The organism is Dietzia sp. CQ4 (genome assembly GCF_014145125.1).
GTDB classification, from domain to species: Bacteria; Actinomycetota; Actinomycetes; order Mycobacteriales; family Mycobacteriaceae; genus Dietzia; species Dietzia natronolimnaea.
On the sequence record NZ_JAALDZ010000150.1, the window covers coordinates 1 to 24,740 of the forward strand.

43 protein-coding genes, 1 tRNA gene and 1 pseudogene are annotated in these 24,740 nt (G+C 68.3%); 33 read left to right on the forward strand and 12 right to left on the reverse strand.

Features of this window, described 5'->3' with window-relative positions:
• Window positions 1–265, forward strand: a pseudogene (locus G6031_RS09335) (PIG-L family deacetylase); the annotation flags it as partial.
• Window positions 262–831: a class I SAM-dependent methyltransferase gene (locus tag G6031_RS09340; RefSeq protein WP_179525794.1), complete on the forward strand. Its 570-nt coding sequence runs from the start codon at window positions 262–264 to the stop codon at window positions 829–831. The pseudogene G6031_RS09335 and the gene G6031_RS09340, both read left to right, overlap by 4 nt.
• Before the next feature lie 33 nt (window positions 832–864).
• Here G6031_RS09340 and G6031_RS09345 read toward each other — a convergent pair whose 3' ends face one another.
• A complete protein-coding gene (locus G6031_RS09345; protein ID WP_182653104.1) occupies window positions 865–1,503 on the reverse strand; it encodes a TetR/AcrR family transcriptional regulator in 639 nt (212 codons plus the stop codon).
• A 115-nt stretch (window positions 1,504–1,618) separates the two neighbouring features.
• Between G6031_RS09345 and G6031_RS09350 the strand changes: the two genes are divergently transcribed.
• Entirely contained in the window at window positions 1,619–2,191 is a 573-nt protein-coding gene (locus tag G6031_RS09350; protein WP_182610983.1) for a DUF308 domain-containing protein, read from the forward strand.
• A gap of 25 nt (window positions 2,192–2,216) precedes the next feature.
• Here G6031_RS09350 and G6031_RS09355 read toward each other — a convergent pair whose 3' ends face one another.
• The 4 genes from G6031_RS09355 to G6031_RS09370 form a co-directional block, all read right to left on the reverse strand.
• Complete coding sequence (locus G6031_RS09355; RefSeq protein ID WP_241730788.1) at window positions 2,217–2,888, reverse strand: TetR/AcrR family transcriptional regulator; 672 nt, start codon at window positions 2,886–2,888, stop codon at window positions 2,217–2,219.
• 79 nt (window positions 2,889–2,967) lie between these two features.
• A complete protein-coding gene (chrA, locus tag G6031_RS09360) occupies window positions 2,968–4,374 on the reverse strand; it encodes a chromate efflux transporter (RefSeq protein WP_182653105.1) in 1,407 nt (468 codons plus the stop codon).
• Window positions 4,371–4,802: a chromate resistance protein ChrB domain-containing protein gene (locus G6031_RS09365; protein WP_182653106.1), complete on the reverse strand. Its 432-nt coding sequence runs from the start codon at window positions 4,800–4,802 to the stop codon at window positions 4,371–4,373. The genes chrA and G6031_RS09365 overlap by 4 nt, the downstream gene beginning before the upstream one ends.
• Complete coding sequence (locus G6031_RS09370) at window positions 4,802–5,296, reverse strand: Chromate resistance protein ChrB (RefSeq protein WP_182653107.1); 495 nt, start codon at window positions 5,294–5,296, stop codon at window positions 4,802–4,804. Before G6031_RS09370 ends, G6031_RS09365 begins: the two co-directional genes overlap by 1 nt.
• Before the next feature lie 426 nt (window positions 5,297–5,722).
• On the opposite strand from G6031_RS09370, the gene G6031_RS09375 reads away from it, so the two are divergent.
• Window positions 5,723–5,797 (forward strand) — tRNA-Gln (locus tag G6031_RS09375).
• A 24-nt stretch (window positions 5,798–5,821) separates the two neighbouring features.
• Here the strand turns inward: G6031_RS09375 and G6031_RS09380 are convergent.
• From G6031_RS09380 to G6031_RS09410, 7 genes are all read right to left on the reverse strand, one after another.
• Window positions 5,822–6,778: a site-specific integrase gene (locus G6031_RS09380; protein WP_182653108.1), complete on the reverse strand. Its 957-nt coding sequence runs from the start codon at window positions 6,776–6,778 to the stop codon at window positions 5,822–5,824.
• 187 nt (window positions 6,779–6,965) lie between these two features.
• Window positions 6,966–7,208 (reverse strand): DUF3263 domain-containing protein, encoded by a 243-nt coding sequence (locus G6031_RS09385; protein ID WP_206682156.1) that lies wholly within the window; start codon window positions 7,206–7,208, stop codon window positions 6,966–6,968.
• Window positions 7,205–7,630 (reverse strand): ImmA/IrrE family metallo-endopeptidase, encoded by a 426-nt coding sequence (locus G6031_RS09390; RefSeq protein ID WP_182653109.1) that lies wholly within the window; start codon window positions 7,628–7,630, stop codon window positions 7,205–7,207. Before G6031_RS09390 ends, G6031_RS09385 begins: the two co-directional genes overlap by 4 nt.
• A 63-nt stretch (window positions 7,631–7,693) precedes the next feature.
• Window positions 7,694–8,128 carry a hypothetical protein gene (locus G6031_RS09395; protein ID WP_182653110.1) on the reverse strand — a complete coding sequence of 145 codons (435 nt, stop codon included), beginning with the start codon at window positions 8,126–8,128 and terminating at the stop codon, window positions 7,694–7,696.
• Window positions 8,129–8,163: 35 nt separating this feature from the next.
• Window positions 8,164–8,643 carry a helix-turn-helix transcriptional regulator gene (locus tag G6031_RS09400; RefSeq protein WP_241737278.1) on the reverse strand — a complete coding sequence of 160 codons (480 nt, stop codon included), beginning with the start codon at window positions 8,641–8,643 and terminating at the stop codon, window positions 8,164–8,166.
• 12 nt (window positions 8,644–8,655) lie between these two features.
• On the reverse strand, window positions 8,656–9,099 hold the full coding sequence (locus tag G6031_RS09405; RefSeq protein ID WP_182653111.1) for a hypothetical protein: 444 nt from the start codon (window positions 9,097–9,099) through the stop codon (window positions 8,656–8,658).
• A gap of 2 nt (window positions 9,100–9,101) precedes the next feature.
• Entirely contained in the window at window positions 9,102–9,815 is a 714-nt protein-coding gene (locus tag G6031_RS09410) for a hypothetical protein (RefSeq protein WP_182653112.1), read from the reverse strand.
• 173 nt (window positions 9,816–9,988) lie between these two features.
• Here G6031_RS09410 and G6031_RS09415 point away from each other — a divergent pair, with 173 nt between their 5' ends.
• The 29 genes from G6031_RS09415 to G6031_RS09550 all read left to right on the forward strand — a co-directional run bounded on the left by G6031_RS09415 (window position 9,989) and on the right by G6031_RS09550 (window position 24,715).
• Window positions 9,989–10,303: a helix-turn-helix transcriptional regulator gene (locus tag G6031_RS09415; protein WP_241737279.1), complete on the forward strand. Its 315-nt coding sequence runs from the start codon at window positions 9,989–9,991 to the stop codon at window positions 10,301–10,303.
• Window positions 10,300–10,935, forward strand: coding sequence for a hypothetical protein (locus G6031_RS09420; RefSeq protein ID WP_182653113.1), 636 nt, complete (start codon window positions 10,300–10,302; stop codon window positions 10,933–10,935). Before G6031_RS09415 ends, G6031_RS09420 begins: the two co-directional genes overlap by 4 nt.
• Window positions 10,932–11,321: a hypothetical protein gene (locus tag G6031_RS09425; RefSeq protein ID WP_182653114.1), complete on the forward strand. Its 390-nt coding sequence runs from the start codon at window positions 10,932–10,934 to the stop codon at window positions 11,319–11,321. Before G6031_RS09420 ends, G6031_RS09425 begins: the two co-directional genes overlap by 4 nt.
• A gap of 223 nt (window positions 11,322–11,544) precedes the next feature.
• On the forward strand, window positions 11,545–11,808 hold the full coding sequence (locus G6031_RS09430; RefSeq protein ID WP_182653115.1) for a hypothetical protein: 264 nt from the start codon (window positions 11,545–11,547) through the stop codon (window positions 11,806–11,808).
• On the forward strand, window positions 11,805–12,029 hold the full coding sequence (locus G6031_RS09435; RefSeq protein ID WP_182653116.1) for a hypothetical protein: 225 nt from the start codon (window positions 11,805–11,807) through the stop codon (window positions 12,027–12,029). The genes G6031_RS09430 and G6031_RS09435 overlap by 4 nt, the downstream gene beginning before the upstream one ends.
• Complete coding sequence (locus G6031_RS09440; RefSeq protein WP_241737280.1) at window positions 12,029–12,382, forward strand: hypothetical protein; 354 nt, start codon at window positions 12,029–12,031, stop codon at window positions 12,380–12,382. The genes G6031_RS09435 and G6031_RS09440 overlap by 1 nt, the downstream gene beginning before the upstream one ends.
• The gene (locus tag G6031_RS09445) at window positions 12,379–12,633 is read left to right on the forward strand and encodes a hypothetical protein (RefSeq protein ID WP_182653117.1); all 255 of its coding nucleotides are present in this window, start codon (window positions 12,379–12,381) and stop codon (window positions 12,631–12,633) included. The genes G6031_RS09440 and G6031_RS09445 overlap by 4 nt, the downstream gene beginning before the upstream one ends.
• A complete protein-coding gene (locus G6031_RS09450) occupies window positions 12,630–12,974 on the forward strand; it encodes a hypothetical protein (protein ID WP_182653118.1) in 345 nt (114 codons plus the stop codon). Before G6031_RS09445 ends, G6031_RS09450 begins: the two co-directional genes overlap by 4 nt.
• Before the next feature lie 349 nt (window positions 12,975–13,323).
• Entirely contained in the window at window positions 13,324–13,704 is a 381-nt protein-coding gene (locus tag G6031_RS09455; RefSeq protein ID WP_182653119.1) for a hypothetical protein, read from the forward strand.
• The gene (locus G6031_RS09460) at window positions 13,701–13,940 is read left to right on the forward strand and encodes a hypothetical protein (RefSeq protein WP_182653120.1); all 240 of its coding nucleotides are present in this window, start codon (window positions 13,701–13,703) and stop codon (window positions 13,938–13,940) included. Before G6031_RS09455 ends, G6031_RS09460 begins: the two co-directional genes overlap by 4 nt.
• Before the next feature lie 301 nt (window positions 13,941–14,241).
• Entirely contained in the window at window positions 14,242–14,499 is a 258-nt protein-coding gene (locus tag G6031_RS09465; RefSeq protein ID WP_182653121.1) for a hypothetical protein, read from the forward strand.
• Window positions 14,496–15,866, forward strand: coding sequence for a ParB/RepB/Spo0J family partition protein (locus tag G6031_RS09470; protein WP_182653122.1), 1,371 nt, complete (start codon window positions 14,496–14,498; stop codon window positions 15,864–15,866). Before G6031_RS09465 ends, G6031_RS09470 begins: the two co-directional genes overlap by 4 nt.
• Window positions 15,853–16,026 carry a hypothetical protein gene (locus tag G6031_RS09475; RefSeq protein ID WP_182653123.1) on the forward strand — a complete coding sequence of 58 codons (174 nt, stop codon included), beginning with the start codon at window positions 15,853–15,855 and terminating at the stop codon, window positions 16,024–16,026. Before G6031_RS09470 ends, G6031_RS09475 begins: the two co-directional genes overlap by 14 nt.
• A complete protein-coding gene (locus G6031_RS09480; RefSeq protein WP_182653124.1) occupies window positions 16,023–16,601 on the forward strand; it encodes a hypothetical protein in 579 nt (192 codons plus the stop codon). The genes G6031_RS09475 and G6031_RS09480 overlap by 4 nt, the downstream gene beginning before the upstream one ends.
• Before the next feature lie 52 nt (window positions 16,602–16,653).
• A complete protein-coding gene (locus G6031_RS09485; RefSeq protein WP_347238475.1) occupies window positions 16,654–17,208 on the forward strand; it encodes a 3'-5' exonuclease in 555 nt (184 codons plus the stop codon).
• Between the two features lie 278 nt (window positions 17,209–17,486).
• Window positions 17,487–17,651, forward strand: coding sequence for a hypothetical protein (locus tag G6031_RS09490; RefSeq protein WP_182653125.1), 165 nt, complete (start codon window positions 17,487–17,489; stop codon window positions 17,649–17,651).
• Window positions 17,648–18,583, forward strand: coding sequence for a hypothetical protein (locus G6031_RS09495; RefSeq protein ID WP_182653126.1), 936 nt, complete (start codon window positions 17,648–17,650; stop codon window positions 18,581–18,583). Before G6031_RS09490 ends, G6031_RS09495 begins: the two co-directional genes overlap by 4 nt.
• Complete coding sequence (locus tag G6031_RS09500) at window positions 18,580–18,891, forward strand: hypothetical protein (protein ID WP_182653127.1); 312 nt, start codon at window positions 18,580–18,582, stop codon at window positions 18,889–18,891. Before G6031_RS09495 ends, G6031_RS09500 begins: the two co-directional genes overlap by 4 nt.
• Window positions 18,888–19,220: a hypothetical protein gene (locus G6031_RS09505; RefSeq protein ID WP_182653128.1), complete on the forward strand. Its 333-nt coding sequence runs from the start codon at window positions 18,888–18,890 to the stop codon at window positions 19,218–19,220. Before G6031_RS09500 ends, G6031_RS09505 begins: the two co-directional genes overlap by 4 nt.
• A 287-nt stretch (window positions 19,221–19,507) precedes the next feature.
• The gene (locus G6031_RS09510) at window positions 19,508–19,717 is read left to right on the forward strand and encodes a hypothetical protein (RefSeq protein ID WP_182653129.1); all 210 of its coding nucleotides are present in this window, start codon (window positions 19,508–19,510) and stop codon (window positions 19,715–19,717) included.
• A complete protein-coding gene (locus G6031_RS09515) occupies window positions 19,707–19,892 on the forward strand; it encodes a hypothetical protein (RefSeq protein ID WP_182653130.1) in 186 nt (61 codons plus the stop codon). The genes G6031_RS09510 and G6031_RS09515 overlap by 11 nt, the downstream gene beginning before the upstream one ends.
• Complete coding sequence (locus tag G6031_RS19090) at window positions 19,879–20,010, forward strand: hypothetical protein (RefSeq protein WP_277820103.1); 132 nt, start codon at window positions 19,879–19,881, stop codon at window positions 20,008–20,010. The genes G6031_RS09515 and G6031_RS19090 overlap by 14 nt, the downstream gene beginning before the upstream one ends.
• The gene (locus tag G6031_RS09520) at window positions 20,007–21,182 is read left to right on the forward strand and encodes an RtcB family protein (protein ID WP_182653131.1); all 1,176 of its coding nucleotides are present in this window, start codon (window positions 20,007–20,009) and stop codon (window positions 21,180–21,182) included. Before G6031_RS19090 ends, G6031_RS09520 begins: the two co-directional genes overlap by 4 nt.
• A gap of 139 nt (window positions 21,183–21,321) precedes the next feature.
• Entirely contained in the window at window positions 21,322–22,593 is a 1,272-nt protein-coding gene (locus G6031_RS09525; RefSeq protein WP_241737281.1) for an HNH endonuclease, read from the forward strand.
• The gene (locus G6031_RS09530; protein ID WP_182653132.1) at window positions 22,590–23,315 is read left to right on the forward strand and encodes a hypothetical protein; all 726 of its coding nucleotides are present in this window, start codon (window positions 22,590–22,592) and stop codon (window positions 23,313–23,315) included. The genes G6031_RS09525 and G6031_RS09530 overlap by 4 nt, the downstream gene beginning before the upstream one ends.
• Entirely contained in the window at window positions 23,312–23,656 is a 345-nt protein-coding gene (locus G6031_RS09535) for a hypothetical protein (protein WP_182653133.1), read from the forward strand. The genes G6031_RS09530 and G6031_RS09535 overlap by 4 nt, the downstream gene beginning before the upstream one ends.
• A gap of 272 nt (window positions 23,657–23,928) precedes the next feature.
• Window positions 23,929–24,165: a hypothetical protein gene (locus G6031_RS09540; RefSeq protein ID WP_182653134.1), complete on the forward strand. Its 237-nt coding sequence runs from the start codon at window positions 23,929–23,931 to the stop codon at window positions 24,163–24,165.
• A 15-nt stretch (window positions 24,166–24,180) separates the two neighbouring features.
• On the forward strand, window positions 24,181–24,414 hold the full coding sequence (locus tag G6031_RS09545) for a hypothetical protein (protein ID WP_182653135.1): 234 nt from the start codon (window positions 24,181–24,183) through the stop codon (window positions 24,412–24,414).
• Window positions 24,407–24,715, forward strand: a complete 309-nt coding sequence (locus G6031_RS09550) for a hypothetical protein (protein ID WP_182653136.1) — start codon at window positions 24,407–24,409, stop codon at window positions 24,713–24,715. The genes G6031_RS09545 and G6031_RS09550 overlap by 8 nt, the downstream gene beginning before the upstream one ends.
• Window positions 24,716–24,740 lie beyond the last annotated feature (25 nt).

Here is a 24,740-nt window from a genome sequence, read left to right on the forward strand (position 1 = left end):
CGACGCCTGCGCCGCCACCGGAGCCCGGCTCGTCGAGTACCCGGTGTGGGCCTGGCACTGGGCCGCACCCGGGGACCCGCGGGTGCCGTGGGCGCGGCGCCGCCGGGTGGTGCTCACCGACCACGAGCTCGCCGCCAAGCGGGCTGCCGTGTCCGAGTTCGTCACCCAGGTCGCGCCACTGTCCGACCGGAGTGGTGACGAGGCGATCCTGCCGGACTGGGTCCTCGACCGTCTGGTCACCCGAGAGGAGACGGTGTTCTGGTGAGCACTCCCGGCCACTACTTCGAGTCGATGTACTCCGACTCGTCAGATCCCTGGGACTTCGCGACCGCCTGGTACGAGCTGCGCCGCTACGGGCTGATAGTGGCGTCGCTGCCCGAGCAGCGGTACCGGGTGTGCTTCGAGCCCGCGTGCTCGGTGGGCGTGCTCACCGAGATGTTGGCCGCGCGCTGCGACGAGGTCCACGGGGTGGACGTGGTCGACACCGCCGCGGAGGAGGCCCGCCGTCGACTCGCCCGCGCCGGGGTGACCACTGCCCACGTCCGTACCGCCGACGCTCTCGACCCGTGGCCGCGCGCCACCTGCGACCTGCTGGTCCTGTCGGAGTTCCTCTACTACACCCCGGTCGCGGAGCTGGACGGGCTCCTCACCGGGCTGCTGCGGCTGGTCGAGCCGGGCGGGACGGTGGTGGCCTGTCACTGGCTGGGCCGATCCCCCGACCACGCCTGCACCGGCGAGGACGTCCACGCCGCGCTGGCCGAGCGCGGCGATCTCACCCTCCTGGCGCACCACCGAGAGGAGGGCTTCCTCCTCGAGGTCTTCCGCCGCTGAACCCACGATCGCTCGTCTCACCGCGCCCTGCGATCAGGACCCCGCGGCCTCCGCCTGCTCGACCAGGTGCACGATCGCCTCCGCGTGCAGCCGGAACAGCGCTGGCACGTCGGCGTCCCCGGTCAACGACGCGAGGAAGATCCCGTCGCCACCACCGAGTGCATACGTCGCCACGAGCCGCGCGTCCGCGGCAGCCAGCCCTGGCCGCACGAGTGCGAGTTCCTCCGCGATCCGTCCTATCGCCTCCGCGCGCAGCCGCAGGTAGATCTCGCGGGCCGCCGGCTCCACGGGGCGCCGTTCCAACGCCAGCATCAAGACCAGTCGCAGGAAGTCCGGCGACTCCGAGAACGTCCTGGCCACCCCCAGGCACAGATCGGTCACCCGCTCGGCGAGCGAGTCCCCCTGGCCCCGGGTCACCTGGCCCAGCCACAGCTCGATGCTCTCCTCCACCACAGCGGCCAGGAGGGCGTCCTTGTCGGCGAAGTGCCAGTAGATCGAACTCGCGGGGAGCCCGCTGACCTTGCTGACCTGCGCGATGCTGGTCCCCTCGTACCCGCGCTCCCCGGCCACGGCAGCGGCGGCCTCGAGGATCCTCCGTCTGGACTCGCGACCCTTCGCCCGCGTGCGCCTGTTCCCGCTCACCTGGTCCCCCACGGTCCCCTCCTCGGCCATGCTGCCTCCCGGTCCTGTGTCCAGCGCCTCATTGTCCGTGCGTGCCCGGAGTCCTACTGTAGTGATCACTACAGTATCGCGATGGCGAGAGGCCACCGCCCGAAAGGTGGACGACATGATCGATTCCCTCACCCGCAACTGGTGGGTTCAACTGATCCGCGGAGGGCTGGCCCTCACGCTCGGCGCCACGGCACTCGTCGCCCCCGGGTCCGATACGGGCGCCGGCATGACGCTCGCCGTGTTCCTGGTGGCCGCGTTCGCGATCGGCGACGGCGCCATGACCGTCACCACCGGGCTGGCCCTGCCGGGCGAGCACCGGGGCCGGGGTGGACTGATCGCCACCGGCGCCGGTGTCATCGTGCTCGGGATGGTCGTGTTGTTCTGGCCCGGACTGTCCGCCACGGCGCTCACGCTGGTGTTCGCCGCCTGGCTCGTGGTCTCGGGAGCACTCGTGGCCTACGGGGCGCGGACACTGCGTCACGAGATCTCGGACTCGTGGATCATGGGCGCACTGGGGGCGGTGCTCATCGCGCTCGGCATCGGCCTCGGCCTGGTCGGCCCCTCGGCCATCGGCACGTTCGTGATCTTCGCCGGCTGGTTCGGGCTGGCCGTGGGCGCCGTCATGGTGGCCGTCGCGTTCAGGCTGCGGGCGGATGCCGGGCGTCTGCCCTCGCCGGCCATGGCCTGAACCCCGCGCCGGTCGCGGGGACGGGCTACGGCCGACCCGGCCCCGGGCGCAGATCGCGGCCGACCAGTGCCCCCTCCGGGTTGCTCGGCCCGGTGTACTTGTCCCGCACCTCGGCCTCGAGGGTCGGCCTCGGGTCGAGGTGGGAGAGCCCGTTGAAGCACAGGTTGACGATGTGCGCGGCCACCTCCTCCTTGGGCGGGGTGCGCACGTCCAGCCACCACTGCGCGGTACCGGACACCATTCCCACCAACGCCTGCGCGTACACGCTCGCGGTGACGGGGTCGAAGCCCCGGTTCACGAACTCCTCCTCGAGGATGTACGTCACGCTCGCCGTCGCGTCGTTGAGCAGGGTGGAGTACGACCCCCCGGGGGCCGTCGACGACTCGCGGACGAGGATCCTGAACCCGTCGGTGCGTTCCTCGACGTAACGCAGCAACGCCATGGCGGCGCGCTCGATCCGGCGCCGGGACCCCTCGCCCTGCAGGGACTCGGTGATCTCGGCACCGAGGTACGCCAGCTCGCGGTCACACACCACGGCGTAGAGGCCCTCCTTGCCGCCGAAGTGCTCGTAGACCACCGGCTTGGAGACCCCGGCGACAGCCGCGATCTCCTCCACCGTCGCGGAATCGTAGCCGTACTCCGCGAAGATCCGGCGGCCCACCTCGACCAGCTGCTGCCGTCGCTTGGCCGCCGTCATCCTGGTTCTCGGAGCCGGAATGGCCTCGCCCGTCATCATCAACCCTTTCGCCCGTCCCCCCGAGACTAGACGGCCCCGCTCACAGGGGGATCAGCAGACTGGCCGGGCCCAGCAGGGCGCACACCCCGAGCACCCGCAGGATCGGCCAGCGCAGGACGAAGGTCAGCACGAGCGCGACAAGGGTGATGCCCACTGCCACGGGATTCACCGATGCGGCGTCGGGAATGGTGATCCGGAGAGGACCCCAGGTCCAGATGCTGGTGGCGGTGAACAGGGTGTTGAGTGCGAAGTAGAGCGCGAGGTTGGCGATCACCCCCACCACGGCAGCGGTGATGCCCGCGAGCGCGGCCGAGATGGCCACGTTGTGGCGCAACCGCTCGACGTACGGCGCTCCCAGCAGGATGAACAGGAAGCTCGGGACGAAGGTGACCCAGGTGACCAGGAGGGCTCCCAGGGTGGCGGCGACCCAGGGGTCGAGACCCCCGGGGTTGCGGTAGGCGGCCAGGAACGCGACGAACTGCACCACCATGATCAGCGGCCCCGGGGTGGTCTCCGCCAACGCCAGTCCGCGCACCATCTCCCCCGGCGCCAACCATCCGTACGTCTCCACCGCCTGTTGGGCGATGAAGGCCAGCACCGCGTACGCGCCTCCGAAGGTGACCAGGGCGGAGAACGAGAAGAACAGTCCCTGGGTGGTGAAGATGCTGTCGGATCCGAAGATCACGGTCACCGCGGCGATCGGCGCCGCCCACAATCCCAGCCCGATCGCCAGGATCCTCACCACGCGGCCGGAGCTCGGCCGGTCATCGTGGAGCGCGTCGTCGGAGATGACGGGGGCGGTCTCGTCCTGGTCGCCGTCACCCTGAGGCGGGTGCGCGAAGTCCGGGTCGCGGCGCGAGAGCAGCCAACCGGCGAGAGCGGCCACGGCGATCACCACCGGGAACGGCACCGCGAACAGGGCGAGCGCGGCGAACGACCCACCCGCGAGAGCGATCAGGGCCGGGCGAGTGAGAGACCTCCTGGCCACCCTCAACACGGCCTGGGCGACGATGGCCAACACCGCCGGGGCGAGCCCCGCGAAGACGGCCGCGACGGCGGTGGTGTCCCCGAAGGCGACGTAGACCGCCGAGAGGGCTCCGAGTGCGACCACGCCGGGCAACACGAACAGGGTCCCCGCCGCGATGCCACCGCGAGTGCCGTTGAGCAACCACCCGAGATAGATCGAGAGCTGCTGGGCCTCGGGGCCGGGCAACAGCATGCAGTAGTTGAGCGCGTGGTTGAACCGCCGCTGCCCGATCCAGCGCCGGTCCTCGACCAGGACTCGCTGCATGACCGCGATCTGACCGGCCGGACCTCCGAAGGTCTGCAGGGAGATCAGGAACCACACCCGGAGGGCCGAGCGGAAGGGGACGAGGTCGCGCGCGGCGGCCGTGGCAACAGGGGCCTCACCGGCATCGACAGGGGGCTGGTGGGAGTCGGTGCTCATGCCGGCTCCCGTCCGAGGAGAACCTGACGGCGGTAGTACTCGTACAGCCCGTCGAAGACGGGACCGGACACGGCCAGGGTCTGTTCATCGCCACCGATCATCGACAGCCCACGCAGGATCACGTCCAATCCGGGGGCCTCGGGGGCGTCGTACCTCTCGTCGTCCAGGTCGGCCTCGTGGACGATCTCGGCGATCTTCCAGAGCACCTGATCGGTGAGCTCGTAGTGGCGCAGGATCGTCTCGAAGCTGCAGTCCCCGCCGTGGTGGCCCAACTCGACGCCGCGCATGTCGAACGGGGTGGCGTCGGCGGGCACGTCCGCGGGTTCGGTGACGAACACGAACTGGGCCTCTGCGTCGACATGCCGGAGGATCAGCCAGGCACACGCGGCCCGGTCTATGTGGATACCGGCGCGGGTCGACCACTTCATCAGTCCTCCTGGGTTGTGCGGTCGGGATGCAGATCTTCGACAGCCGCTCGGGCCGAGTGACGTTCGGGAGGGGGGAAGTAGTCCCGGCGGGAGATCCGGCGGAGTTGGGACCGCAGACGAGTGAGCGCGCGGCGGCGTTCGGAATCGTCAGACACGCGGGCAGCGACGGCCTCCTCGTGCACAGCGAGGTACTCGGCCGCCCGAGCCCGGATCATCCCCTCCACCAGGCGACGTTCCTGACCCCGGGAGGCGGGCCGCGCCAACCACACGGTGGCGGAGCCCCCGGCTTCCAGGACCTCGTCGGCGATCCAGTCCAGGTGCTCCCGGGTGCGCGCGTCGGCGGGAAGCGCAACCAACCCGTCACCGATCTGCGCCACCCCGAGCTTCTTGAGCTTCCGCCACACGGCGATGCGCCGGGTAGAGGGTTCACGTGGTATCCGATAGCTCATCAGAACCCACTCCCCTCCGATCGATCCCGTCTCCGCGCCGTTCATGTCGGTCCCCGGCGGAGAGAACCCACAGCACCAGCGACGACGTGCGAAGAGATCATTGGCGGCCTCATCACTCTCCTCGCTGGGCCCGCGAGCACGGCGGTCACCACCAGCCCACGGGGTCTGCGATTATGCAACCACGGTTACACAAGCCTGCGCAAGGTCGCCGACCACACATTCGCGAGAACCCCCGGAAGTCTCTGACCGGCCGCCTCTGCTGTCGAGCGTTCCGATCGTCACGACCGAAAAGGGTCAGTCCATCCGACAGCAGCCTCGGCTGCGAGTTCGCACGACGGGGCCCGGGAACCGCGGACGGTCGCCCTCCGCCCCTTGCCCACCGCACCGGAACGGGGCCCACCGGTGCGAGCAGGTCTGCACCAATCGACCCCGTGACGTATGCCAGACTGTTACCGACCCCGATAGGGTCGTTCCCCCGTGGTGTAATCGGCAACACTTCTGATTTTGGTTCAGATATTTCAGGTTCGAGTCCTGGCGGGGGAGCCAAACAGCCTCTGACCTGCGTCGGATTTACTGGCTCTCCACCCCGCTCGCGTCGCTGGTCCCGCTCTGGTCCCGCATTACGTCCGAGATCGCCGCCCGGGCCCTCTCTCGGTCCCCTGGGAACAGCTTCGTGTAGACCCGCAGCGTCAGCGCCGGGTCCTCGTGCCCGAGCAGATCCGCCACCCCCCTGATCGAGACCCCCGCCGAGATTAACGCCGACGCATAGAAGTGGCGGAGGTCGTGGAAGGTGAACGCGGTGACCTTCGCCCGGTCGCGTGCCGCGGTGAACGACGACCCCAAGGTGTTCGACGTGAACTGCCCGCCGCGCCGCGTGAGAAACAGCGGCTCGCTGGGGCCGCGACCGGCTCCGTGCAGCATCCGCGCAAGCGCCTCCCCCGCGTCGTCGGTCAACGGCACCACCCGTTGTGCCTTGTCGCTCTTGAGCTCCTCCCAGGACCACGGCGACGATCGACCCTGCGACTGGTGGGTGACATGCACCTCGTGCCGGAGGAAATCGACCGACGAGACCCGCAGACCTCCGAGCTCGCCACCTCGCAGGCCAGTCGCCGCGCCGAGGGTGATCGCCGCAGCAACGGTCTCCTTCGCCTCTTTCCGGATCGCCTGGATCTGGTCCCAGGTGATCAGCGACGAGGGGTCCACCGCCACTGACGATCCCGTTGCTGGGCGGACACTCCGGGCGGGCGACTTAACGATCAACCCGTCCATCACCGCGAGGTTCAGCACAGTCGACACAGTCTGGAGCACCGAACCTGCCGACGATTTGCTCAACGGCCGACCATTGGGCACCCAAGGCCGTCGCTGCGTGAGTGAGTCAGCCCATGCCCGCACATCCGACGGTTGGATTTTGCCCAGTGGCGCCCCGTCGAGGGGCCCGAGGTTGCCGGCGGCGAACTGCCGGGAGGCCCGGGTGCGCGAGTTGGTGGCTCGTTCAGCGTGCGCCTGGACTAGCTCGCCGAGCGTCACCTGTTGGGACTCCGGGGCTATCCACTCCCCTCGCCGCTTCTCGCGCTCGCGCTCGGCCATCCACGCGGTGGCTTCCTTCTTTGTGTCGAAGGTGCGGGATCGCTCGGCGCCATCGGGGCCGCGGTAGCGGCCGACCCAGCGGACCTTCCCGGCCCGCTCTCTGCGCTGTACGGCCACTGGCCATCTCCTAGTCGAGGTTAAGTGTGCCGACCGTCGGCCGCGCGGCGCGGCGGGCCATTCGGCGGCGGAGGCGATGGACGAGTACCGGGTACGCGGCGAGGACGTCCTCCCGGCCCACGAGCTGGTGCAGCAGCTGGTAGTAGCGAGTCGGGGCGAGGTCGAGCTCTTCGCGGATCGCGGCGTCCTTGGACCCGGCCAGCCGCCACCAGCGACCCTCGAACCCCATGATCTTGCGCTCGAGCTCGGTCACGCGGTCTCCTCACGTCGGGCGACGATCTGTTCAATGTAGGCGCGCTCGTCCGGACGCAGGGCTCGGATCCGCGCGACGAGGATCGCGCGGTCTACCCAGAGATCGTCAGCCATGCAGTCGTGTGCGTAGCCGCCGTGCCAGACGATCGCGTCGGCGAGGTCCTCCAGGCCGACGAGCCGGCGCGCGGCAATCTCCTCCACCAGCTGCTCCTCCCGGACGGCACGGTGAGATGGTGCCGGCCCGCGCTCGAGGTGCACCAGCTCGTGTGTCAGCGTTGAGCGTCGTTCGGCCTGGGTGAGGAGCGGGTGGAGGGTGATCGTGTGGCCGTCGACGCTTCCCCTCGCGACGGCCGCGGACCACCTCAGGGTGACGTGCGGCAGGCCCCGCAGAGCCCGCCACGGGTGGTAACGGTGTTCTCGCATGGCCAGAGAAGACCACGTGGGTACGACACAAAGGGGCGCTGAGCTGGGGTTACAGACGTGTGATTACTCGAACACCGAGTCTGAATCCACCATGTCAATGACCTCCTGCTGGAACCGCAACGCTGGATTCTCGACGTCCGCCCCGACTATCATTGCCGCTTCAACAACATGGGCACAGGAAGTAGCTAGAGCCCTTGGTACGCCATCTCGGCGTAGGAGTTCGCGCGCGCACTCATCAGAGACTTCCACTTCTTCCTCCCACTCGTACGTCGTGGCGGTGTCAGCCCTGGCATAAACCCCCGAGGCATGAATCACCACGCTCACTCGTACGCTCAGCTGAGTTGCGCTGCGAGCCACAGCAAGACCGATGCTGAGGCTCTCATCGGGGAGTGGCTCGATAGAGTGATGTTCCATCCCCACCAGGGCTTCCTCTCGGCCACTGGTCTTCCAGAGAACTCGGCTGCTGACTTTCGCCACCAGCTTCAGGAGATCATCCACGTGATCAATCTGGCGTGGCGCGGAGGCAACATCTTTCATGCCCGCACCGTGCCGAATGTGCGGTACGAGGCCCCCTGGGTAGACGATGCCGCAGCGTCGGGCTGGACAGATCGCACTCTTGGCGGCTCAAAGTACCGGGTCCGAAGCTCGCGCCGCTCCACGATCGCCTCTGCATCCATTTCATGGTCAGTCACAGAGTGATCGATCATGACGCCAATGGCCCGCGCGTATCGCCGGATCGTCGAGAGCTTCGGATCGGAACCGAGGTTCTCAAACCTGCTAACGGCTGACTTGTCCCTCTTCATACGGTCAGCGACGTCTTGCTGCGTGAGCCTCTTCTGCCGCCTGAGGCTGACGAGGGTCTCGAGAAAGTCATCGTCGGCGAGCGCTAAGGCCCGACCGAGTCTCTCCTCTGGGGAGTCTGGGTCGATGCCGAGCTGAGCCGCCAAGTCATCAAACACATCCATGATGTTGAGGTTAACCGCAACATCCGCCCGTGTCTGTACTTGAGTCATCAAAGTATGAGATTAGTCACACCACTCAGTCTCGCGGCGCACGAGTCGCGAGCCAGCTTCGTCGATGTGCTCATTCTGAGTCTCATTTAGGCGGTCCAAGCCGTTGGCAGCCTTGTCGCCTACGAGTAGGGCCACCATGACCCCGGGCGACTGGCGACACGCTGATACGTAAGTCCGGACTAACCATCCGAGGTCAGTCTTCGGAAGACGTAGCTCCCCGATGTCCAGGTTGGAGCTGGCCATCGGGGAGTCCCAATCGCCGTCATCGTGAACTCCGTTGTCCTTGATTTTACGGCGGCAGGTCCCAGCCTGAGCACGCTTCATTAGCGCCTGGAGGTCGGCGAAGAACTGTGGATCCTGAGCCTGGAAGCTGCGGAGTTCGGCTACAAACTCAGGCCGGATGTAGTCCCAGCCTCCAAAACCCTTATCGAGCATCTGCTCAGTCTTGGCACTCACAGTTACACCCCCTCCCAGTCGTCGCCCGGGTCTTGGTTGTCTTCGCCGGCGTCCTTGCCGGGTCGCCGGCGAAGCTCGCCCTGGGACGGCCCGGGCAGGTCGCGTGCGGCGTGCAGCTGCTCGGGGTCGTACGGGAGCGGCTCGTCCCGCCCCTCCTCGTCCGCCGCGTTTTGTCGGCGCGCCTCAGCGGTGACGCGGTCGAGCATGTCGTCGACGTCGGGGGCGCGGTGGTCTTCGAGCCAGGCGACGTCGGCGCCCTTCATGGGGGTTCCGCTAGGCCGAGCTTCGCCATCAGCCGGCGTAACGCTCTGCGAGTGCGTCGTGTCCTGGTCTTCATGGTGGTTCAGCTCCCGTCGCTGTTGGACGAGGACTCGCAGCATGTACACGGCGGCCTCGCGTTCCTTGGGCGTCAGGTCGTCGACACCGTCGGGAAGATCGTCCGAGAACGGCCTGCCCGGGGTGCGGCGTCCTGCTGCTGTGAACGCGACCTCGTCGGTGACGCCGGCGAGGTAGGCGATGGCGCGGATCGTGTCGTCCGTCGGGCGGCTCTTGTAGCTGCCGTTCAGGATTTGCGCGATAGTCGCGCGGTTCAGACGCGACCGAAGCCATCCCTTCTCCCTTGCGGCGTCCACCTTCATCTCAAGCTGACGCGTGGAGAGCTCTCCGTAACCGGAGGCCTCCTCGAGCAGCTCTCGAAGGGTTCGGGGTGCGTTCACGGTCGGAACTCTCCTCGGGAACGAGTCACTTGGGCCATAGGCCGCGAGGCGTACTCGCAAACCACGTTCAACAAACGTAGCCGTTGAGCTGTTGTTGGAAAGGTTGACGCCCTGGCAACCGCGCGCATAGAGTGTTGCAAGACAGTTGCCACACCGCAGACCGAGGAGTAGACATGACCGCACAGCGCGCCAGACGGCGCGGACAACGATTGGAGTGCTGGATGGAGGTCAAGGACCCCGGGACCTTGCGCCGGTGCCGCAAGTCCAAGGGCTACACGCAGCGGGAGCTCGCATTCCTGGTGCGGCGGTCGCACACGACGATCTACGCGCTTGAGGCAGGGAAGCTCAAGAACATCACCGAGGACCTGGCGTGCGCGATTGCCGCTCGACTAGACCGCGACTGGGAGGACCTCTTCGTCGCCCATGAAGTCGTTGCTATTCCCGGAGCGGCAACCGCTTCGCAAAGCGATACTCGGGTGGCGTCATGACCGCCATCGATTCTCTGCTCGAGAAGCTCACCTTCTTGGCCGAGTGGCTCGGCGACCCTGACCGCCACCTCGAGATCACCCTGAGCGACGACCAGTGGGAGGTGACCGTCTACGTCCGGGACGTCAGCCATCCCGAGGTCGAGCAGGTCACGCACAACATGGGCACGTTTGGCGTGATTCACGCTGAGTCGAAGGAACTCGATCTTGCGATCGAGACCGCCACCGAAATCTGCAGCCGCGTCGTCCGCGCGGGCATCAACAACGCTGTCGCCACCAGGGTCGCGCTCGGTCCGACACTGATGGCCAACCCGCTGATCGACACCTCCGGGCAGCACGATCGAGTTCTAGACGCGCTTGTTCGGGGCCACGATGTTCTCAAGCTGGCCAACGATGGCGATGAGCCCGGTGAGCGCTGTGTGTACGACCTGGGTGTCTGGCTCGCCGCGACGGATCGACTCGTTCAGCGCATCGACGAGCTCGGCGGTGTGACGAGCCCCCTGCGGGACGTACTGCGGGATCTCCTTCATCAGACTTCTCCTCGCTTGGTGTGTGGTGTGTCGAGCGTAGGAGAGCCCCCGGCGGCGGGAGACGCTTCGAGTGATCCCGCCGCTGGTGAGGGGGCGAGGTCATGAGCCGGATCGAGGTCAATGACCAGTTCGACGCAGAGGCCCATTTGGAGAATCTGCGGGCGATTGTGGAGGCTGAGGAGTTCGCTGGCGGCCCGATGACGTCGCCGCGGCCTCTGGGTCCGCGACTGGAGGACCTGTTCGGTCCGCGTCCTGCGCCGGCCCCGACTGGTGGCGACTCGCCGAAACCGACCGTCTGGGTCGTGAAGCAGGCCTCCGGTGGAGAACTGCGGGTACTGGCTGAGAGGCATACCACTTACTCTCGGCCCGAGGGGACTGAGCTGCGGTTTTACAACGGGGACGGCAAGAACCCTGTGGCGACGGTCCGCGCGGTGTCGTGGCATTCGTGTGTTGCTGAGTCGGCTCTGAACCCGAAGGCGGGTGAGGAGTGATGGTTCCCGATACTCGCCCGGCGGCGGAGATCTGCGCTGGTGTCCACGCTGTGGCTCACACCGGCCGGCGTAAGCGTCTCGTTCGGGGAATCGACCGGTTCGGTCATCTCGCGACGCGTGAGCCTTCGGCGTGGGTGTGGGTGTCGAGCCCTCTCGGGCTCGGCCGTCACCAGCTTGTCCAGGTGGCTCTGTCGGAGATCATCACGCATCCGGGGCGGGCGTCATGACCACCGCCACGACCGCGACGAGCCTTGCCCCGTCCCACGCGATTTCGTGGGATCCGGAGGCCCGGGTGCCGGATTGGGTGGTTCTGGGTCGGATCCGTGACCTGATCGTCGCCGACCTCCCGGTCCCGGACGAGATTTTCGGCTCCGACTCGATTGTCGACTACATCCCGGCCTTGCTCGCGGCGGGCCACAAGCACCACGAGATCGAGCGAGCGACTGGCGTGAAGCCGTCTCGCCACCTGCCACGGAGGACCCGATGACTACCCACACCTACTCTGACCGGCCGCTGCCGGCGCCGTTGCCGTACGCCTCGCAGGCCGGCCGCGGTGAAGTCCCGGCCCCGCCGCCGCACGCACCAGTCAATCCGGACGGCCCGATTCTGCGGCCGGACGAGTTCTGTCTCTACGTCACCCTCGGCGTCCTTGCCGCATTCATGGTCGTGATGCTGGCCATCGCCGTGCACCTGAACGGGGGCCTGTGATGGTTGCCGTCTACATCGACCCCGCCGGCGACGTCCGGTCCGCCAACACCGACGCGCTGATCGTGCCCGCGGGAACCACGCCGCGTGAGGCCCGCCTGCGCTCCGCACTGCTGGCGGCCGCGGCGGATGCGCTCCAGAACTCCGCGACGGCCGGGACGGCCCGCCGCCCCGCACGGGGCTCGCGCGTCGAGGGGATGCCGGCCGTTGCGGTCCCCACTCCGATCTCGGCGGCTCCGTCGTACGCGCGGACTGTCGGCGAGGCCCGCCGGGTCCTCGCGGTGATCGATGTCGAGCAGCTCGCCGAAGAGACCGCCCAGCAGCTCGCTGCGCTAGCCCAGGGGGAACTCCGATGATCTACCTACGACGATCAGGGTCCGCGCTGACCACCGGGTCCGGCGACATCGGGTTCCTCGAGTACGTCGCCCGCGGCGCTCTCGACCGGGGCGAGACCGTCAAGCTGCACATCGACGGCCAGGACTGGCGGCCGGTCACCTCTCCCCAGGAGGTGTCCGATGTGCTGGAGGAGCTGTACGACGAGCTCGACGCCCGCCGGGACGCGCTCGCGCAGTCCGACCAGCTGCCACTACTCGGGGACGCGTCATGAGCGCCACTACCCGCGAGATGCTCCAGTTTCACACCCGAGACCTCGTTCATCGACGGTGGGGCACGTGGCAGGCAGCGCCGGAAGCTCTCGTCACCACAGCCCACGACCCCGATGCCACCGATGAGCAGGCTGAGGCCGCGGCGCTGCTCTTCGTTGAGGAGTGGTCGCGTCACCCCGTTTACTGCAAGTGCGCCCGGTACGGAACCATCCTGCACACGCTGCGTCACCGCCCTGAGCTCGCCGACAAGGTCAAGGCTTTCAGTGCGGCCATGGACCGGGTCGGCGACACCGCCGGCGGCATTGAAGGCTGGTACGCCAACTACACCGGGGCGTCGTCATGAGCGTGTCGGAGTTCTCCCCCGTGGCGAGGGCCCGGGTGATGGCTCGGTCTGGCGGGTTCTGTGAGGTCCGCGCGACTGGCTGTTGGGATGAGGGTTCGCAGCTTCATCATCGGCGTGCTCGCGGTATGGGCGGGTCGCGGGATCCGCGTTCGGGTGGTGCGGCGAACGCTCTGTCGGTGTGCCTGCCGTGTCATGCGCATGTGGAGGCGAACCGGGCTGAGGCCCGCGATATGGGGTGGCTGGTCCGGCAGGGCGTCGACCCGTCGGTGGTGCCGGTGTTCCGGTATCGCCGGTGGGTGTTGTTGGACGACAACGGCGGCATCACTCCGGTACCGACTGGGGTGGCGCCATGAGCACCGCCGAGATCTTGGACGCTATCGCCGATGACATCCGCCTGGCGGAGCGGTCGCCTGAGATGGCACGGCATCTGGCGCTCGACCACGGACCTCAGATGCTTGCTGGTCTACGCGCCGTCCTCGATCTGCACAAACCGGTGCCCCGCTTCCTGGTGGACGGGTTCGAGGAGAGGACCTACCGGTCCCGCGAGGAGGTGGTCGAAGCGACCGAGTGCGATCCGGGCGACGTGACTGAGTGGAAGATGTGCGCAGAGTGTGCCCGCATTGAGGACGGCCCGGACGGCACGGGTCCATCCGAGGTCGGGTATGCAAACGCTGACCACCCGTGCCCGACGGTTCGTGCCGTCGAGGCAGCCCTCGGAGCCACGTCGTGATCGCCGGGGAGGTCCGCGTCGTCCCGGGCCTGGCCGAGCTGCGGGAGTGTCCGCCTCACACGGTGATCTCGGATGCTCGCGGCAAGGTCGGCACCCTCGCTCAACGTCAGCTGTCCGCCCTCATGGGTGGCGTTTACTGGGCCGGCCGAGGCGGGGTCAGCGACACCTCCACGATTGAGTTCCCTGTCCAGGCGTGGTGGCCCGACCACCCCGCCGTCGTTGCTGGCGGCGTGTGATGGGCCGCCCAGCTTGGTGCCGTGAGTGCCGACACGAGATCGCGTGGGCCACGCTCATCCCTTCGGGGAAGGCCGTGCCGCTGGATGTGTCGCCGGACCCTGAGTTGGGCATCTATCACCGTCGCTTCATCACTGATTCGACCGGGCGTCGCACCTCGACTGTGGTGCAGCTGTCCGGCCACGACTTGACCGAGGCCCGGGACCGGGCCCGCCGCTATCCCGCTGACCGAGAGAGCCGCTTGTGGGTCCCGCACTTCGCGACCTGCTCGGCCCGCCGACCACACCCAACGGAGACCACCCGATGACCAACATTCGCGCCCACGGGCCCGGCTGGCGATTGATCGCCAAGACCACCGCCGGCCACGCCGTTCTTCTCGCGGCCGAGCTGGACGAGCTCGACGCCGAGCGGCGACTCGGTGAGATCGCAGACCTGATGGACGGCGATGCAGTTCGGCGCACCTTCTGCACTGAACTCGCCGTCGTCGCCCTTGGCTCGATCGAAGCCGTCGAGATTCAGCACTACCGACCCATGCACGCCCGATCGGAGACCACCCGATGACTACCTTGCAGATCACAGACCTCCCGATCCATGATGTCTACCCACACCCGCAGAACGTCCGCCGCGAACTGCGCGGCATCGACGAGCTCGCAGACTCGATCAAGGCGGAGGGCCTGCACCAGCCGATCATCGTCGCCCCGGACGGCGACGAGTTCGTTGTGGTGCTCGGCAACTCCCGTCACGCGGCGTGCGCACAGCTCGGCTGGGAGACGATCCCGTGCATCGTCCGCGACGACCTCGACACCGAGGAGAAGGTCCTGTCGGCGATGCTCGCCGAGAACTGTGCCCGCAACGACCTCACGATCACCGAGGAGGGTGACGCCTTCCAGCGGCTCCTGGACCTGGACCTGTCGCCCGCCACTGTCGGCAAGCGCGCGGGCCGCTCCCGCAAGCAGGTCTCCGACCGCGTGACCATCGCGTCCCAGCCTGAGAAGGTCCGCCAGGCGGTCGACGATCGGCAAATCAGCCTCGCCAACGCCCTAACCCTCGCCGAGCTCGAGGACGATCACGAGCTGTACTCCCGCGTCGAGCAGTCGATCGGGACGCCCCGGTTCGACTACGAGGTCAAGCGGGCCCTTGCGCTCCGGGCCAATCTCAAGGCGGAGCACGACAAGCGCACTGAGCTGACCACGAGCGGGTACGTGGAGGCCACTGAGAAGGAACTGTCCGCGCTCGACAAACCGGTGGGCGGGTTCCGGCTAAATCGGCTCTGGCGGGCCGAACCCGAGGAGCCAGACGAGACCCTGCGCTTCACCATCTTCAATCCGCAGCCCGAGTACCAGGGACCAATCGTGCGGTGGTACCGGTTGGTGCCTGTCGAACCGGAAAGCACCGAAGCGACCGCCGAGACTGATACGCAGACACCGTTGACTTCGGAACAGCGCGCCGAGCGCGAGGCAGCCGAAGCACGCATCGCCGCGGCCCAGGTGGAAGAGCAGGAGCGTAAGACCGCTGCCGACCGGCGGCGCGTGTACCTGCTGAAGCTGTGGGAAGAGGACTTCACCGGCCTCGGCCTGGAAAGGACCACGAGCTTGCTCCGCACGGCCGTGGCCTCCGCTGCCTACATGGAACCGCTGTTCGAACTGGCGCCCATCCTCGAGCCCAGTAGCTCCCAGATGGACGAGGACGACCCACGTCTCGATCCCTCCGACTGGTCGCTCAAGCGCCTCCAGTTCGCCACCTGGTGGTGTCGCGGCGGCTGCGTCGGCGAGGTCGAACTGTCGAACCTGCACCCAAACATGTGGGACGAGGACACGAACACCTACCTCGAGACGCTGCGCGACCTCCTCGACTACGAGCTATCGGACATCGAGGAAGCGCTCCTGGACACCTACCACTCCCTCACTGATGGCAATGGAGACGACTGACCCCGCGGCCCAGTTCGCCGCTGCGTGGTGGGACTCGCTCGACGCGGCCCGTCGCGTGCAGATCCATCGTTGGATCGCCGGCCGTGAGGCCTCCCTCGACCACCCGCCCATCCCCGGGCAGACAGACCTCCTCGCAGAACTCGACAGGAGCAGACCATGACCACCTTCGTCGTGAAAGACCCGGCGGTGTGCGACCAGCTCTCCGCCTTGCTGGAGCCGTTCCGCTCCGCCAAATCTGGCCGTCCGGCCAAGAACGACCGTGTCCGCGACCGCGAGGCGCTCCTGGCTGCCGAGAAGCGCATCGCCGAGCTCGAGCAGGACATCGGTCAGACCCAGGACCTCCTCGCTCAGTCGACGTCTCAGCTCGCGGCCGAGAAGGCGGCGCACGAGGAGACCCGGGCGGGGTTGGCCGACGCCATGCGCGACCACGAGCAGACCACCCGGATGCTCGAGGGCGGCCGCGCCGAGCTGGAGAGGGTCCGCGAGGAGCTGTCCGAGAACCGCCGCGAGCTGACCAAGCTGCGAACCCAGCCCGCTCCGGCCGCGGTGAAGCCGCTGCACGGCAACTCGGCCCGGGCGAAGGACCGCGACGCGTTCGTCGGCCTCGCGCGCCGTATGGAGGAGCAAGCGAGGACTCAGCCGAAAGTCCGGGCGGACGTGCTCCGCGTCGCCGCTGGCGGCCTCCGGGACGAGATCGCTCGCGTGTACGGCGCGGCCGGAAAGAAGGCGTCATGACCGCCACCGCGCTCTACGCCGAGTCGGACCATTTCACCGAAGGAGACCCATCGTGAGTAGCACCCTGCCCCACCTGATCGTCGTCGATGTCGAAACCTCCGGCACCGACCCGCTCGAACATGACGTCCTCGAGGTCGCGGCCGTGGACCTGGCCACGGGCGAGGAACTGTACTTCGTGCCCACCCCGCTCACGGGCAACTGGCTCGAGCGGGCACATCCGGCCGCCATGAAGGTCAACCGCTACTTCGAGCGCGGAGTGTACGCCGAGCAGGTCGACGTCGAGACCACTCGCCAGCGGTGGGAGGCGCTCGCCACGATGCTCGACGGGAACATCCTCGCGGCGGTGAACCCGGCGTTCGACGCGCGGTTCATCGACTACGCGATGGAGCGACACAAGGTGGAGTGTCGCCGTAGCTACAGGCTTCGGGATCTGGCGACGTACGCGGCCGGGGTGCTGCGTACTGATCCGGCCGAGCCCACGTCGTCGAGCGAGATCTTCGCCGCCCTGGGCATCACGAACGAGGAGGCGCACTCGGCTCTGGGTGATGCCCGGGCGACTGCGGAGGCGTTCAACAAGCTCCGCGCCCTGTCGATGGCGGGCAGGTAGCGCCGTGGGTGCCCGGAAGGAGTGCAAGGGGTGCGCCGAGGCTGCCGCCGACATGAGCGACACCGACTTGACCGACGCGATCGGCGTCCTCGGACCGGACTCCCCGCTCTTGCCGGCGGTCCGTGACGAGCTCCGCCGCCGGCTCGCCGCCGCGAACACAGCGGCGACCCAACCCTCTCGGAAGGAATCGGCATGACGCACTGGCTCGCCCTCATCCCCTCCCTGCCCGCCTGGTCCGGTTGGACCACGATGCAGCGGCTCGCGGACGGAACCCCGACATGGTGACAGCGGTCTTGCTCTCGGCCATTGCCGGCGCCGTCGTGGTGATCATCCGGTACCTACGGGCGACCCGCGCCGCGCGCACCGCCCGCCGGGAGCTGGACCGGGAACGCGACCACCTCAACCGCACGTGGAACTACCAGACCGGAAGGGTCCAACGATGAGCACAAGCATCACGAGCGAGAACGGTGCCGCTATCGCGGTGTCCCAGTTCGGGATCAGCGTTGTTCACCCGGAGGGGATTACCTCGATCTGGGCGAGGCTGAGTTCGGAGCAACGCCACGCCCTGGCCGGCGCTCTACAGGGCCGCAAGCCGGGAGACGAGTACGTCGACTGGAAGGCCATGTACGAAATGGCGGACCGCAAGTGCAACGAGCTGCGGTCCCTGATCGAGGGGCAGAAGGCGAACGTCACCGAGGCGCAACGCGAGCGGGATGCTGCTATCCAGCGCGTGGCCCGCCGGGACGAGCAACTCGACCACCTTGCTCGTCAGCGAGACGACGCACGCGCCGAACTCGAGACCACCGCCGGTGAGCGGGATGCTGCGGTCGCCCGAGCCGAACAGGCAGAGAAGCGGGCCGACCAGGTCGAAGCCCTACCGTGGGGACTCGCGCTGGACGAATCCAAGGCCCCCCACTTCCTCCCGGTCGTTACCCGCGCCGACGTGGAGAAGGCGCTACGGGGGGCGTTCATGGACGACTACGGGCTGCTGCGAACCACCGACGCGCTCATGGCCCTGCTGTCCGGTGACGACCCGGCTGTGATCACCGTGCGCGGGTCGGACCTACCCGTCGTGGAACGCACCGACGATGGCTGGAGTGACGGCACTCGTCACGGATGGGAGGGCACCGCAGAAACGGCAAGGGAGTGCGTGGAAACGCATCTTGAGTGGGCGCGTTTCTACTGCGCCGTGTCTCGCGCTATCGAGGCTGAGGCCGACCCCGACCCGGTCGAAGCCAAGGCGCGGGAGCTCGCCACTATCGCCTACCCCGAACCGGGATTCGAGAACGCGTACGACGTGGCTGACGCGGACGCGAGAGACGCGTACTGGCGCATCGCCCACCACCTGATCACCGAGGGCGGTGGCGACCGATGAGCGACTACCTGCGACTAGCCGAAGCGCCCGCTCTCCGGCACCCCGGCTACCCGTACTGCGCCGCCTGCGATGTCGAGACCCGGCTCGAAGATGGCTCGTGGCTATGTGAGTCCTGCGGCACCACCTGGCCAGCCGACGATATGGAACACCCACCGGAGAACGCGGAGATGTACCCGGCGTGGTCCGGCGAAGAGTTGACCGGGCCGATCTGCCCGAACGATGTGGCGTGGCGGTTCTCGCACCTCCCGCCTGATGAGCGGGACGCACGGGTCCGCGAACACATCGCCGAGGGCGGTGCCGTCCGGTGACCGCCGACGACACGACCCGCAAAGCCGCCGAGGTGCTCAACGCCGAGGGGGCGTGCTGTGGGGACTGCGGCCGCGAGCCCGGCGCTCCACTGTCCGAGTGCCCCGCCTGCGAGCGGTTCCTGACCGGGTACGCCCGCGCCCTGGACGAGGCTGGCCTGCTCGCTCCCGCACCGCTAACAGAGGAGGTCGAGCACGACCAGCTCGAACAGTGGGGCACCGCTGAGGTCATCATGGTCGACGCTCGCCGCCGCTGGGTGACCGATTGGTTCCCGGCCCCTGACCTCGTGAACCGGGCCGAGGGCGACGGGAGGGCCGTCAACCATGAGTGACCCGCTCGCTCCAATGGTCACGCCCCTCGGGGACATCGTGTGTGGGCACTGTGACTCCGGCGGGAGACCGTCACTGTGCCCGTACCACGCCCCTGCGCACTCTGGCGCGGTCGGGCTCATGCAGATCATCCCGAGCACCTGGCGCACCCGATGACCCCGCCGCCCGGCTCGAAGGAGGCGAAGGCCCGGGGTTGTCCGTGCCCGCTACAGGATCACCAGCACACCGCCAACTGGCCGTGGTGGATCGAACCCACCTGCCCTGTCCACGGATGGAAAGAGTTCCAGAAATGATCGACCAACGCGCACCGACTGCCGCCCAGAAGCGGAACGCCGACATCCTCATCAAGACCATCATGATCGTGTACCTGGTGACCGCGTTCTTCGCGGCCTCGAGCATCGTCTGGTACCTGGCCCTGGTCGTACTTGGTGCGGCGGTGTTCGTCGCGGGCTACACGGATTGCGTGAGCAACCGGAAGGGCCCCAGTGATGACCAGTGACGACTACCCGCGCCGCGGCCTGTTCCAGATGATCCCGACCACCTTCGGCCGTCACCGTCGCACCCGCCGCCCCACGCTGCGCGAGCGAATGCTGGCCGCGGTCGAGGACGGACTGACTGACGCCTACTTCACCCGCCGCCGCTTCGCCGAGGAGGCCCGCCGTGACCCGCGATGAGCACCGGGCCGCGGCCGAGCAGTCGCTCGCGGACGCCGATGGCCACAACCAGCCGACCATCCCGCTCCTCCGGGCCCTTACCCACGCAGTACTCGCAACCATCAAGGAGACACCGTGACCACCCAACTCGCACCGAACGTCCTCTCGTGGGCCAGCCACATCGACCAGACCACCGTCGATCAGGCCGTCGCTCTCTCGGCCCTGCCGTTCATCCACCCGCACATCGCGCTCATGCCCGACGCCCATGCCGGAAAGGGATCCGCCGTCGGCACGGTCATCCCGACTGAGGGCGCGGTCATTCCTGCGGCGGTCGGCGTGGACATCGGGTGCGGCATGATCGCCGCCCGCACCCGGTACACCGAGGCCGACCTGGAGCGCATCGACCTGTCAGAGTTGCGAGACCAGGTCGAGCGCGCGATCCCGCTGTCGCCGGGCAACTACAACAGCGCCGTCCACCACGCCCACACTCTGGAGCGCGTCCACGAGCTGGAGGGACTGGCCGAGCTGGATGAGGTCGACCTGTCCCACTCTCCGAAATGGCGGGAGCAGCTCGGCTCCCTCGGCGGCGGCAACCACTTCATCGAGCTGTGCATCGACGAGACCGGCGCCATCTGGTGCTTCCTGCACTCCGGCAGTCGCGGGGTCGGCAACAAGATCGCCCAGAAGCACATCAAGATCGCCCAGGCCCTGTGCAAGCGGTGGCACATCCAGCTCACGGACCGTGACCACGCCTACCTCCCTCAGGGTGTCCCGGCGTTCTCTCGGTACCTGAAGGATCTGCACTGGGCGCAGATGTTCGCCCGGCTGAACCGGGACGAGATGATGGACAGGTTCCTCGACCAGCTCGCCCGTCTGTTCGGCGACGCCGACGCCGGCGAGACCGAGCGCGTCAACTGCCACCACAACTACACCGAGACCGTGCAGATCGGCGGCCGGAAGGTGTGGCTGACCCGCAAGGGCGCTATCGACGCCACCGAAGGTCGAATGGGCTGCATCCCCGGCAGCATGGGCACCCGCTCGTACATCGTGCGCGGCCGCGGCAATCCCTCCGCACTGTTCTCCGCCCCACACGGCGCCGGCCGGGCGATGTCCCGCACACAGGCCCGCAAGCGGTTCACCGCCGCCGACCTGGACGAGGCCATGCGCGGCATCGTGTACCGGCCGGGAGACGAGTGGGTCGACGAGATCCCAGCGGCCTACAAGAACATCGACCAGGTGATGCAGGACGCGGCCGACCTCGTCGAGGTCGTGCACGAGCTGCGTCAGGTGATGAACGTCAAGGGCACGTAAACCGTGTCACGCCCAGCTCGGCGACCCCGCGCGCCGCCCCGCTCCCCCGCCTCGTCCTGCGTCTGGTCTCGTCTGAAAGTTGGTGTCCCGTGTCTCGACCATCCCGTGTCTCGCAGCCCCGTTCCGGTGGTGAGCGCTGATGCCGTGGTTTCAGGTCGATGACGGGTTCACGACTAATCCGAAGGTTCGCAAGCTGCTCGATCTCTCCCTCGAGGGTGATGATCGCGGTCTCGCGGCCATCGGGCTATGGGTGGCAGCCGGGTCGGACATCAACCAGTCCACCCTGGACGGGATCGTGTCCCGTGCGGGGCTCGTGCGGGTCACACTGAACCCGGCGAAAGTCGATGAGCTCGCAGGCCTCCTGGTCGACGCTGGGCTCTGGCACTCCGCCGGCCACTCGTGTGCGCGCTGCGCGCAGCCACCGCCGGGAGCGTTCGTGTTCCACGACTGGTCCGACTACGGGTACGCCACCCGGGAAGAGAAGCAGCTCAAGGACCGCAAGGCCAAGGAGCTCAAGGATGCCCGGATCCGCGCCGAGGTGTGGGCCCGCGACTGCGTCAGCCCCGACCGTCCTAGAGAGGCGCTCTGCCGCTACTGCGGCAAGCACCTGCGCCAGAAGGACAGCCGCAGCGACCCCGCGGACCGGGCGCACCTGGATCACATCGACCCGACCCTGGCGATCGGGTCGACGAACATCGTGATCGCCTGCGGCGGCTGCAACAGCCACAAAGGCCAGCGCCAGCTGGCCCAGGCCCAGATGCAGCTCCGCCCACCTCCCGCTCACAACGGGCCGCGTCCAGACGACGCAGAGCCCCGAGTGTCGCCGACCGCCGTCGCAGATCCCGCGTCGCCGGCCACGCCCGCCGCTGAGACCATCGTCTCGCCGGGCCAGGCCGCCGCTGACGCAGGATCGCCGGCCGGTCGTCCGCAGACACCCGGCTCGCCGTCACCGGCCGCCCAGGAGCGACCAGCACCACCCGACCACCCGAAAACCACTCTGGAACCAGACGTGGAATCAGCCCGGAACGCTGTCCTCGCACGCACGCGCGCCGACGCGCGCAGGTCAGGGTCAGGGTCAGGGTCAGGGTCAGGGTTGGGTAAGGGACAGGGTTCTGGTCAGGGTGAGGGCCGGGGTCAGGGGCAGGGTCAGGGCCCCGCTGGCGGCCGTAAGCGGCGTCGGCGTCGGGGGCGTGGTCGCGGTGCCGGGTCGCCTGTTGCCGCTCCGGGTCCTGCCGCCCAACCGGTGGGTGCTGCCGGCCAGCCTCCCGAGGTGTATGTCCCTGGCCGCATCGGGTCCCCGTGGGACGGGTGGACGGGACCCCCATCGACCGTGACCGATACCGACTGCGATCGGCATGGGCTGCCTGAGCCGTGCCGCAAGTGCGTGAGCGAGAACGAGGAGTCGGCGTGACCGATCACGAGTGCAGGGCCGGCCGTGGGTGCCGTGGCCGGTCTCGGCGCGAGGATGCCGATGGCCGGCTGGTGTGGGCACCGGCGGCGACGGTGGAGCGGTCGACGCTCTGCTCGCCGTGCCGAGAGCATGTGGCCCGTGCGGCGTTCGAGGCCGAGGACGTGTGGACCGGCCTGCACGCCCTGCTCGGGCATCTCGGGTCGGGCCGTGGTGGCCGCCGGTCCCCTGGCCCGAAGTCGCCAGTGCCGATCAACGTTCACACCGATGCGCTGATGGTCGAGCTCGAGGACCGGTTGGACCGGGCGGCCGAGGTGGTGCGTGAGCGGATGGCGGTCACCGCGTCCCCTGCTGGCGATCGCCAGGCCCGCGTCGCCCGTGATGCCCGGTTCGTGATGGCCAACATCGTCGAACTCGTCGCGGTGCCCCGCTTCGACGCGACCCGGTGGGCCGAGTCCGGCGAGTGGTGGAGCGAGATCGAGATGGACGGGGTCGACCTGGCGCTCGATCTGGTGGCTGTCGTCGACCAGGCGCGGTCCCGCGTCGGGATTACCCGCCGCCGTGACCGGATGCCGGTGCCGTGCCCGCAGTGCGAGCACGACACCCTCGGCCGGTGGGTTGGCGGAGAGGTGGTCGACTGCACGAACTGTCACGCCACCTGGTCCGAGGCCGAGTACCGACACCTGACGATGGTGCTGGCCGAGGACTACCGGGAGCTGATGTGAGACCGTGGCCGTTCCCCGCGGACGGGGCACTAGAGCGATCGCGACGGATCGCCTCCGGCTACCGGGCCGTCCTGTCCGAGGTCGCCCCGGAGATGGTCGAGCGCCTGGACCAGCACTACGCCTCGTTCGGCGAGACATGGGTGTCACCGGTCGAGTCCGTCGACGGGGTCGAGCTGGTCACTGCCGCTGAGGCTGAGCAGCACCTCGGGATCCCCGCGCATCGGGTACGCAACTGGGCCACTCGGAATCACCTCGAGCGGGCGGCATCGTCACCATCGCGGTACCGGATCGAGGACGTGCGGGCGGTAGCGGCGGCGATGCGGACACGCCGCCGAAGGTAGGTCGTTGCGCCTGGTCGTTGATTCATGACACACTGATGCCGTAGGACGACGTGTGCCCAAACGGCCCGTCGTCCTTCGTCGTTCCGGGGATCGGTGGTCGTCGCCCGGAACTGGTCGCCCCGGTCGGGAGCGCCCGCGAGCCCGCGCCGCGATAGTGCGTGGACCTACTCCCGGTCGTCGCCGCCCGCGCGCATCCGCCAACAGGTCCCGCCCAGCGAGGACGCGCACCCGACGCGAGGCACACGACCGGGTTCAACCAGGGGAGGCGAGCGATGCCAGCACCGCAGCAGCAGCAGCAGCAGCAGCAGCTCACACTCACCGTCACCCTCCGCACGACTGGCGGTCACGAGATCGTCACCCGCACGACCGAGGAGCCCGCGCAGCTGCTCCGGCGTATCCAAGGACAGGGCCATCGATTCGCGGTCATCGAGAGCACCGACGGCATGGAGCACCTGCTCCGCGGCGACTCCGTGGTGTCAGTCTCGTACGACACGCTCACCGCCCCGTAGTCGAGGAGGCGCGCAATGCCGACCGCACTGACAGAGGTCACACTCATTGAGCCGGCCGAGCCCGCGCCGATCGGCGACGCCCTCGAGGCCGACCGGTTCCGCGCCAGCCTTCATCGCCGCCTCTACCTCGCGACCGGGGACCAGCGGTACCGGGCCGCGGCTCTACCGTGGGACGACATGCTCCGAGACTTCCGACAGATGGGCCGCGAGATGCTCGCAGGCTTCCACCAGTCCCCCGGTCGTGGCTGACGGTCGCACGACCACGCAGCGCGGGCTCGGGTGGGAGCACCAAAAACAGCGCGAGCGCCTGCTGGCCGCCCACAAGGACGGCACACCGTGCTGGTGGTGCGGGGAGCCGATGTTCCGCTCCCAGGCTCTGGACGCTGACCACGAGGAGGCGCGGGCCAACGGGGGCAAGCGAGCCTCGCGGCTGCTGCACTCGCCGTGCAACCGGTCCCGCAAGGCAGGGGCTCGTGACGGTGAGCGGCCCGCGCTGGCGATCGCCGGGCCCCGGCCCGATCGGGCCGCGGTGTTCGACTGGGGCGACTAACGGATCGGTGACCGGCCCCCCGTCG

Excerpts from the sequence above, each read along its gene's own strand:
- G6031_RS09345 (WP_182653104.1), bottom strand. The coding sequence starts at position 1,503 with ATGGCCGAGGAGGGGACCGTGGGGGACCAGGTGAGCGGGAACAGGCGC.
- G6031_RS09350 (WP_182610983.1), top strand. The coding sequence starts at position 1,619 with ATGATCGATTCCCTCACCCGCAACTGGTGGGTTCAACTGATCCGCGGA.
- G6031_RS09355 (WP_241730788.1), bottom strand. The coding sequence starts at position 2,888 with ATGACGGCGGCCAAGCGACGGCAGCAGCTGGTCGAGGTGGGCCGCCGG.
- chrA (WP_182653105.1), bottom strand. The coding sequence starts at position 4,374 with ATGAGCACCGACTCCCACCAGCCCCCTGTCGATGCCGGTGAGGCCCCT.
- G6031_RS09365 (WP_182653106.1), bottom strand. The coding sequence starts at position 4,802 with ATGAAGTGGTCGACCCGCGCCGGTATCCACATAGACCGGGCCGCGTGT.
- G6031_RS09370 (WP_182653107.1), bottom strand. The coding sequence starts at position 5,296 with ATGAACGGCGCGGAGACGGGATCGATCGGAGGGGAGTGGGTTCTGATG.
- G6031_RS09390 (WP_182653109.1), bottom strand. The coding sequence starts at position 7,630 with ATGCGAGAACACCGTTACCACCCGTGGCGGGCTCTGCGGGGCCTGCCG.
- G6031_RS09400 (WP_241737278.1), bottom strand. The coding sequence starts at position 8,643 with ATGACTCAAGTACAGACACGGGCGGATGTTGCGGTTAACCTCAACATC.
- G6031_RS09415 (WP_241737279.1), top strand. The coding sequence starts at position 9,989 with ATGACCGCACAGCGCGCCAGACGGCGCGGACAACGATTGGAGTGCTGG.
- G6031_RS09420 (WP_182653113.1), top strand. The coding sequence starts at position 10,300 with ATGACCGCCATCGATTCTCTGCTCGAGAAGCTCACCTTCTTGGCCGAG.
- G6031_RS09425 (WP_182653114.1), top strand. The coding sequence starts at position 10,932 with ATGAGCCGGATCGAGGTCAATGACCAGTTCGACGCAGAGGCCCATTTG.
- G6031_RS09430 (WP_182653115.1), top strand. The coding sequence starts at position 11,545 with ATGACCACCGCCACGACCGCGACGAGCCTTGCCCCGTCCCACGCGATT.
- G6031_RS09435 (WP_182653116.1), top strand. The coding sequence starts at position 11,805 with ATGACTACCCACACCTACTCTGACCGGCCGCTGCCGGCGCCGTTGCCG.
- G6031_RS09440 (WP_241737280.1), top strand. The coding sequence starts at position 12,029 with ATGGTTGCCGTCTACATCGACCCCGCCGGCGACGTCCGGTCCGCCAAC.
- G6031_RS09445 (WP_182653117.1), top strand. The coding sequence starts at position 12,379 with ATGATCTACCTACGACGATCAGGGTCCGCGCTGACCACCGGGTCCGGC.
- G6031_RS09450 (WP_182653118.1), top strand. The coding sequence starts at position 12,630 with ATGAGCGCCACTACCCGCGAGATGCTCCAGTTTCACACCCGAGACCTC.
- G6031_RS09455 (WP_182653119.1), top strand. The coding sequence starts at position 13,324 with ATGAGCACCGCCGAGATCTTGGACGCTATCGCCGATGACATCCGCCTG.
- G6031_RS09465 (WP_182653121.1), top strand. The coding sequence starts at position 14,242 with ATGACCAACATTCGCGCCCACGGGCCCGGCTGGCGATTGATCGCCAAG.
- G6031_RS09470 (WP_182653122.1), top strand. The coding sequence starts at position 14,496 with ATGACTACCTTGCAGATCACAGACCTCCCGATCCATGATGTCTACCCA.
- G6031_RS09475 (WP_182653123.1), top strand. The coding sequence starts at position 15,853 with ATGGAGACGACTGACCCCGCGGCCCAGTTCGCCGCTGCGTGGTGGGAC.
- G6031_RS09480 (WP_182653124.1), top strand. The coding sequence starts at position 16,023 with ATGACCACCTTCGTCGTGAAAGACCCGGCGGTGTGCGACCAGCTCTCC.
- G6031_RS09490 (WP_182653125.1), top strand. The coding sequence starts at position 17,487 with ATGGTGACAGCGGTCTTGCTCTCGGCCATTGCCGGCGCCGTCGTGGTG.
- G6031_RS09495 (WP_182653126.1), top strand. The coding sequence starts at position 17,648 with ATGAGCACAAGCATCACGAGCGAGAACGGTGCCGCTATCGCGGTGTCC.
- G6031_RS09500 (WP_182653127.1), top strand. The coding sequence starts at position 18,580 with ATGAGCGACTACCTGCGACTAGCCGAAGCGCCCGCTCTCCGGCACCCC.
- G6031_RS09510 (WP_182653129.1), top strand. The coding sequence starts at position 19,508 with ATGATCGACCAACGCGCACCGACTGCCGCCCAGAAGCGGAACGCCGAC.
- G6031_RS09515 (WP_182653130.1), top strand. The coding sequence starts at position 19,707 with ATGACCAGTGACGACTACCCGCGCCGCGGCCTGTTCCAGATGATCCCG.
- G6031_RS09525 (WP_241737281.1), top strand. The coding sequence starts at position 21,322 with ATGCCGTGGTTTCAGGTCGATGACGGGTTCACGACTAATCCGAAGGTT.
- G6031_RS09540 (WP_182653134.1), top strand. The coding sequence starts at position 23,929 with ATGCCAGCACCGCAGCAGCAGCAGCAGCAGCAGCAGCTCACACTCACC.
- G6031_RS09545 (WP_182653135.1), top strand. The coding sequence starts at position 24,181 with ATGCCGACCGCACTGACAGAGGTCACACTCATTGAGCCGGCCGAGCCC.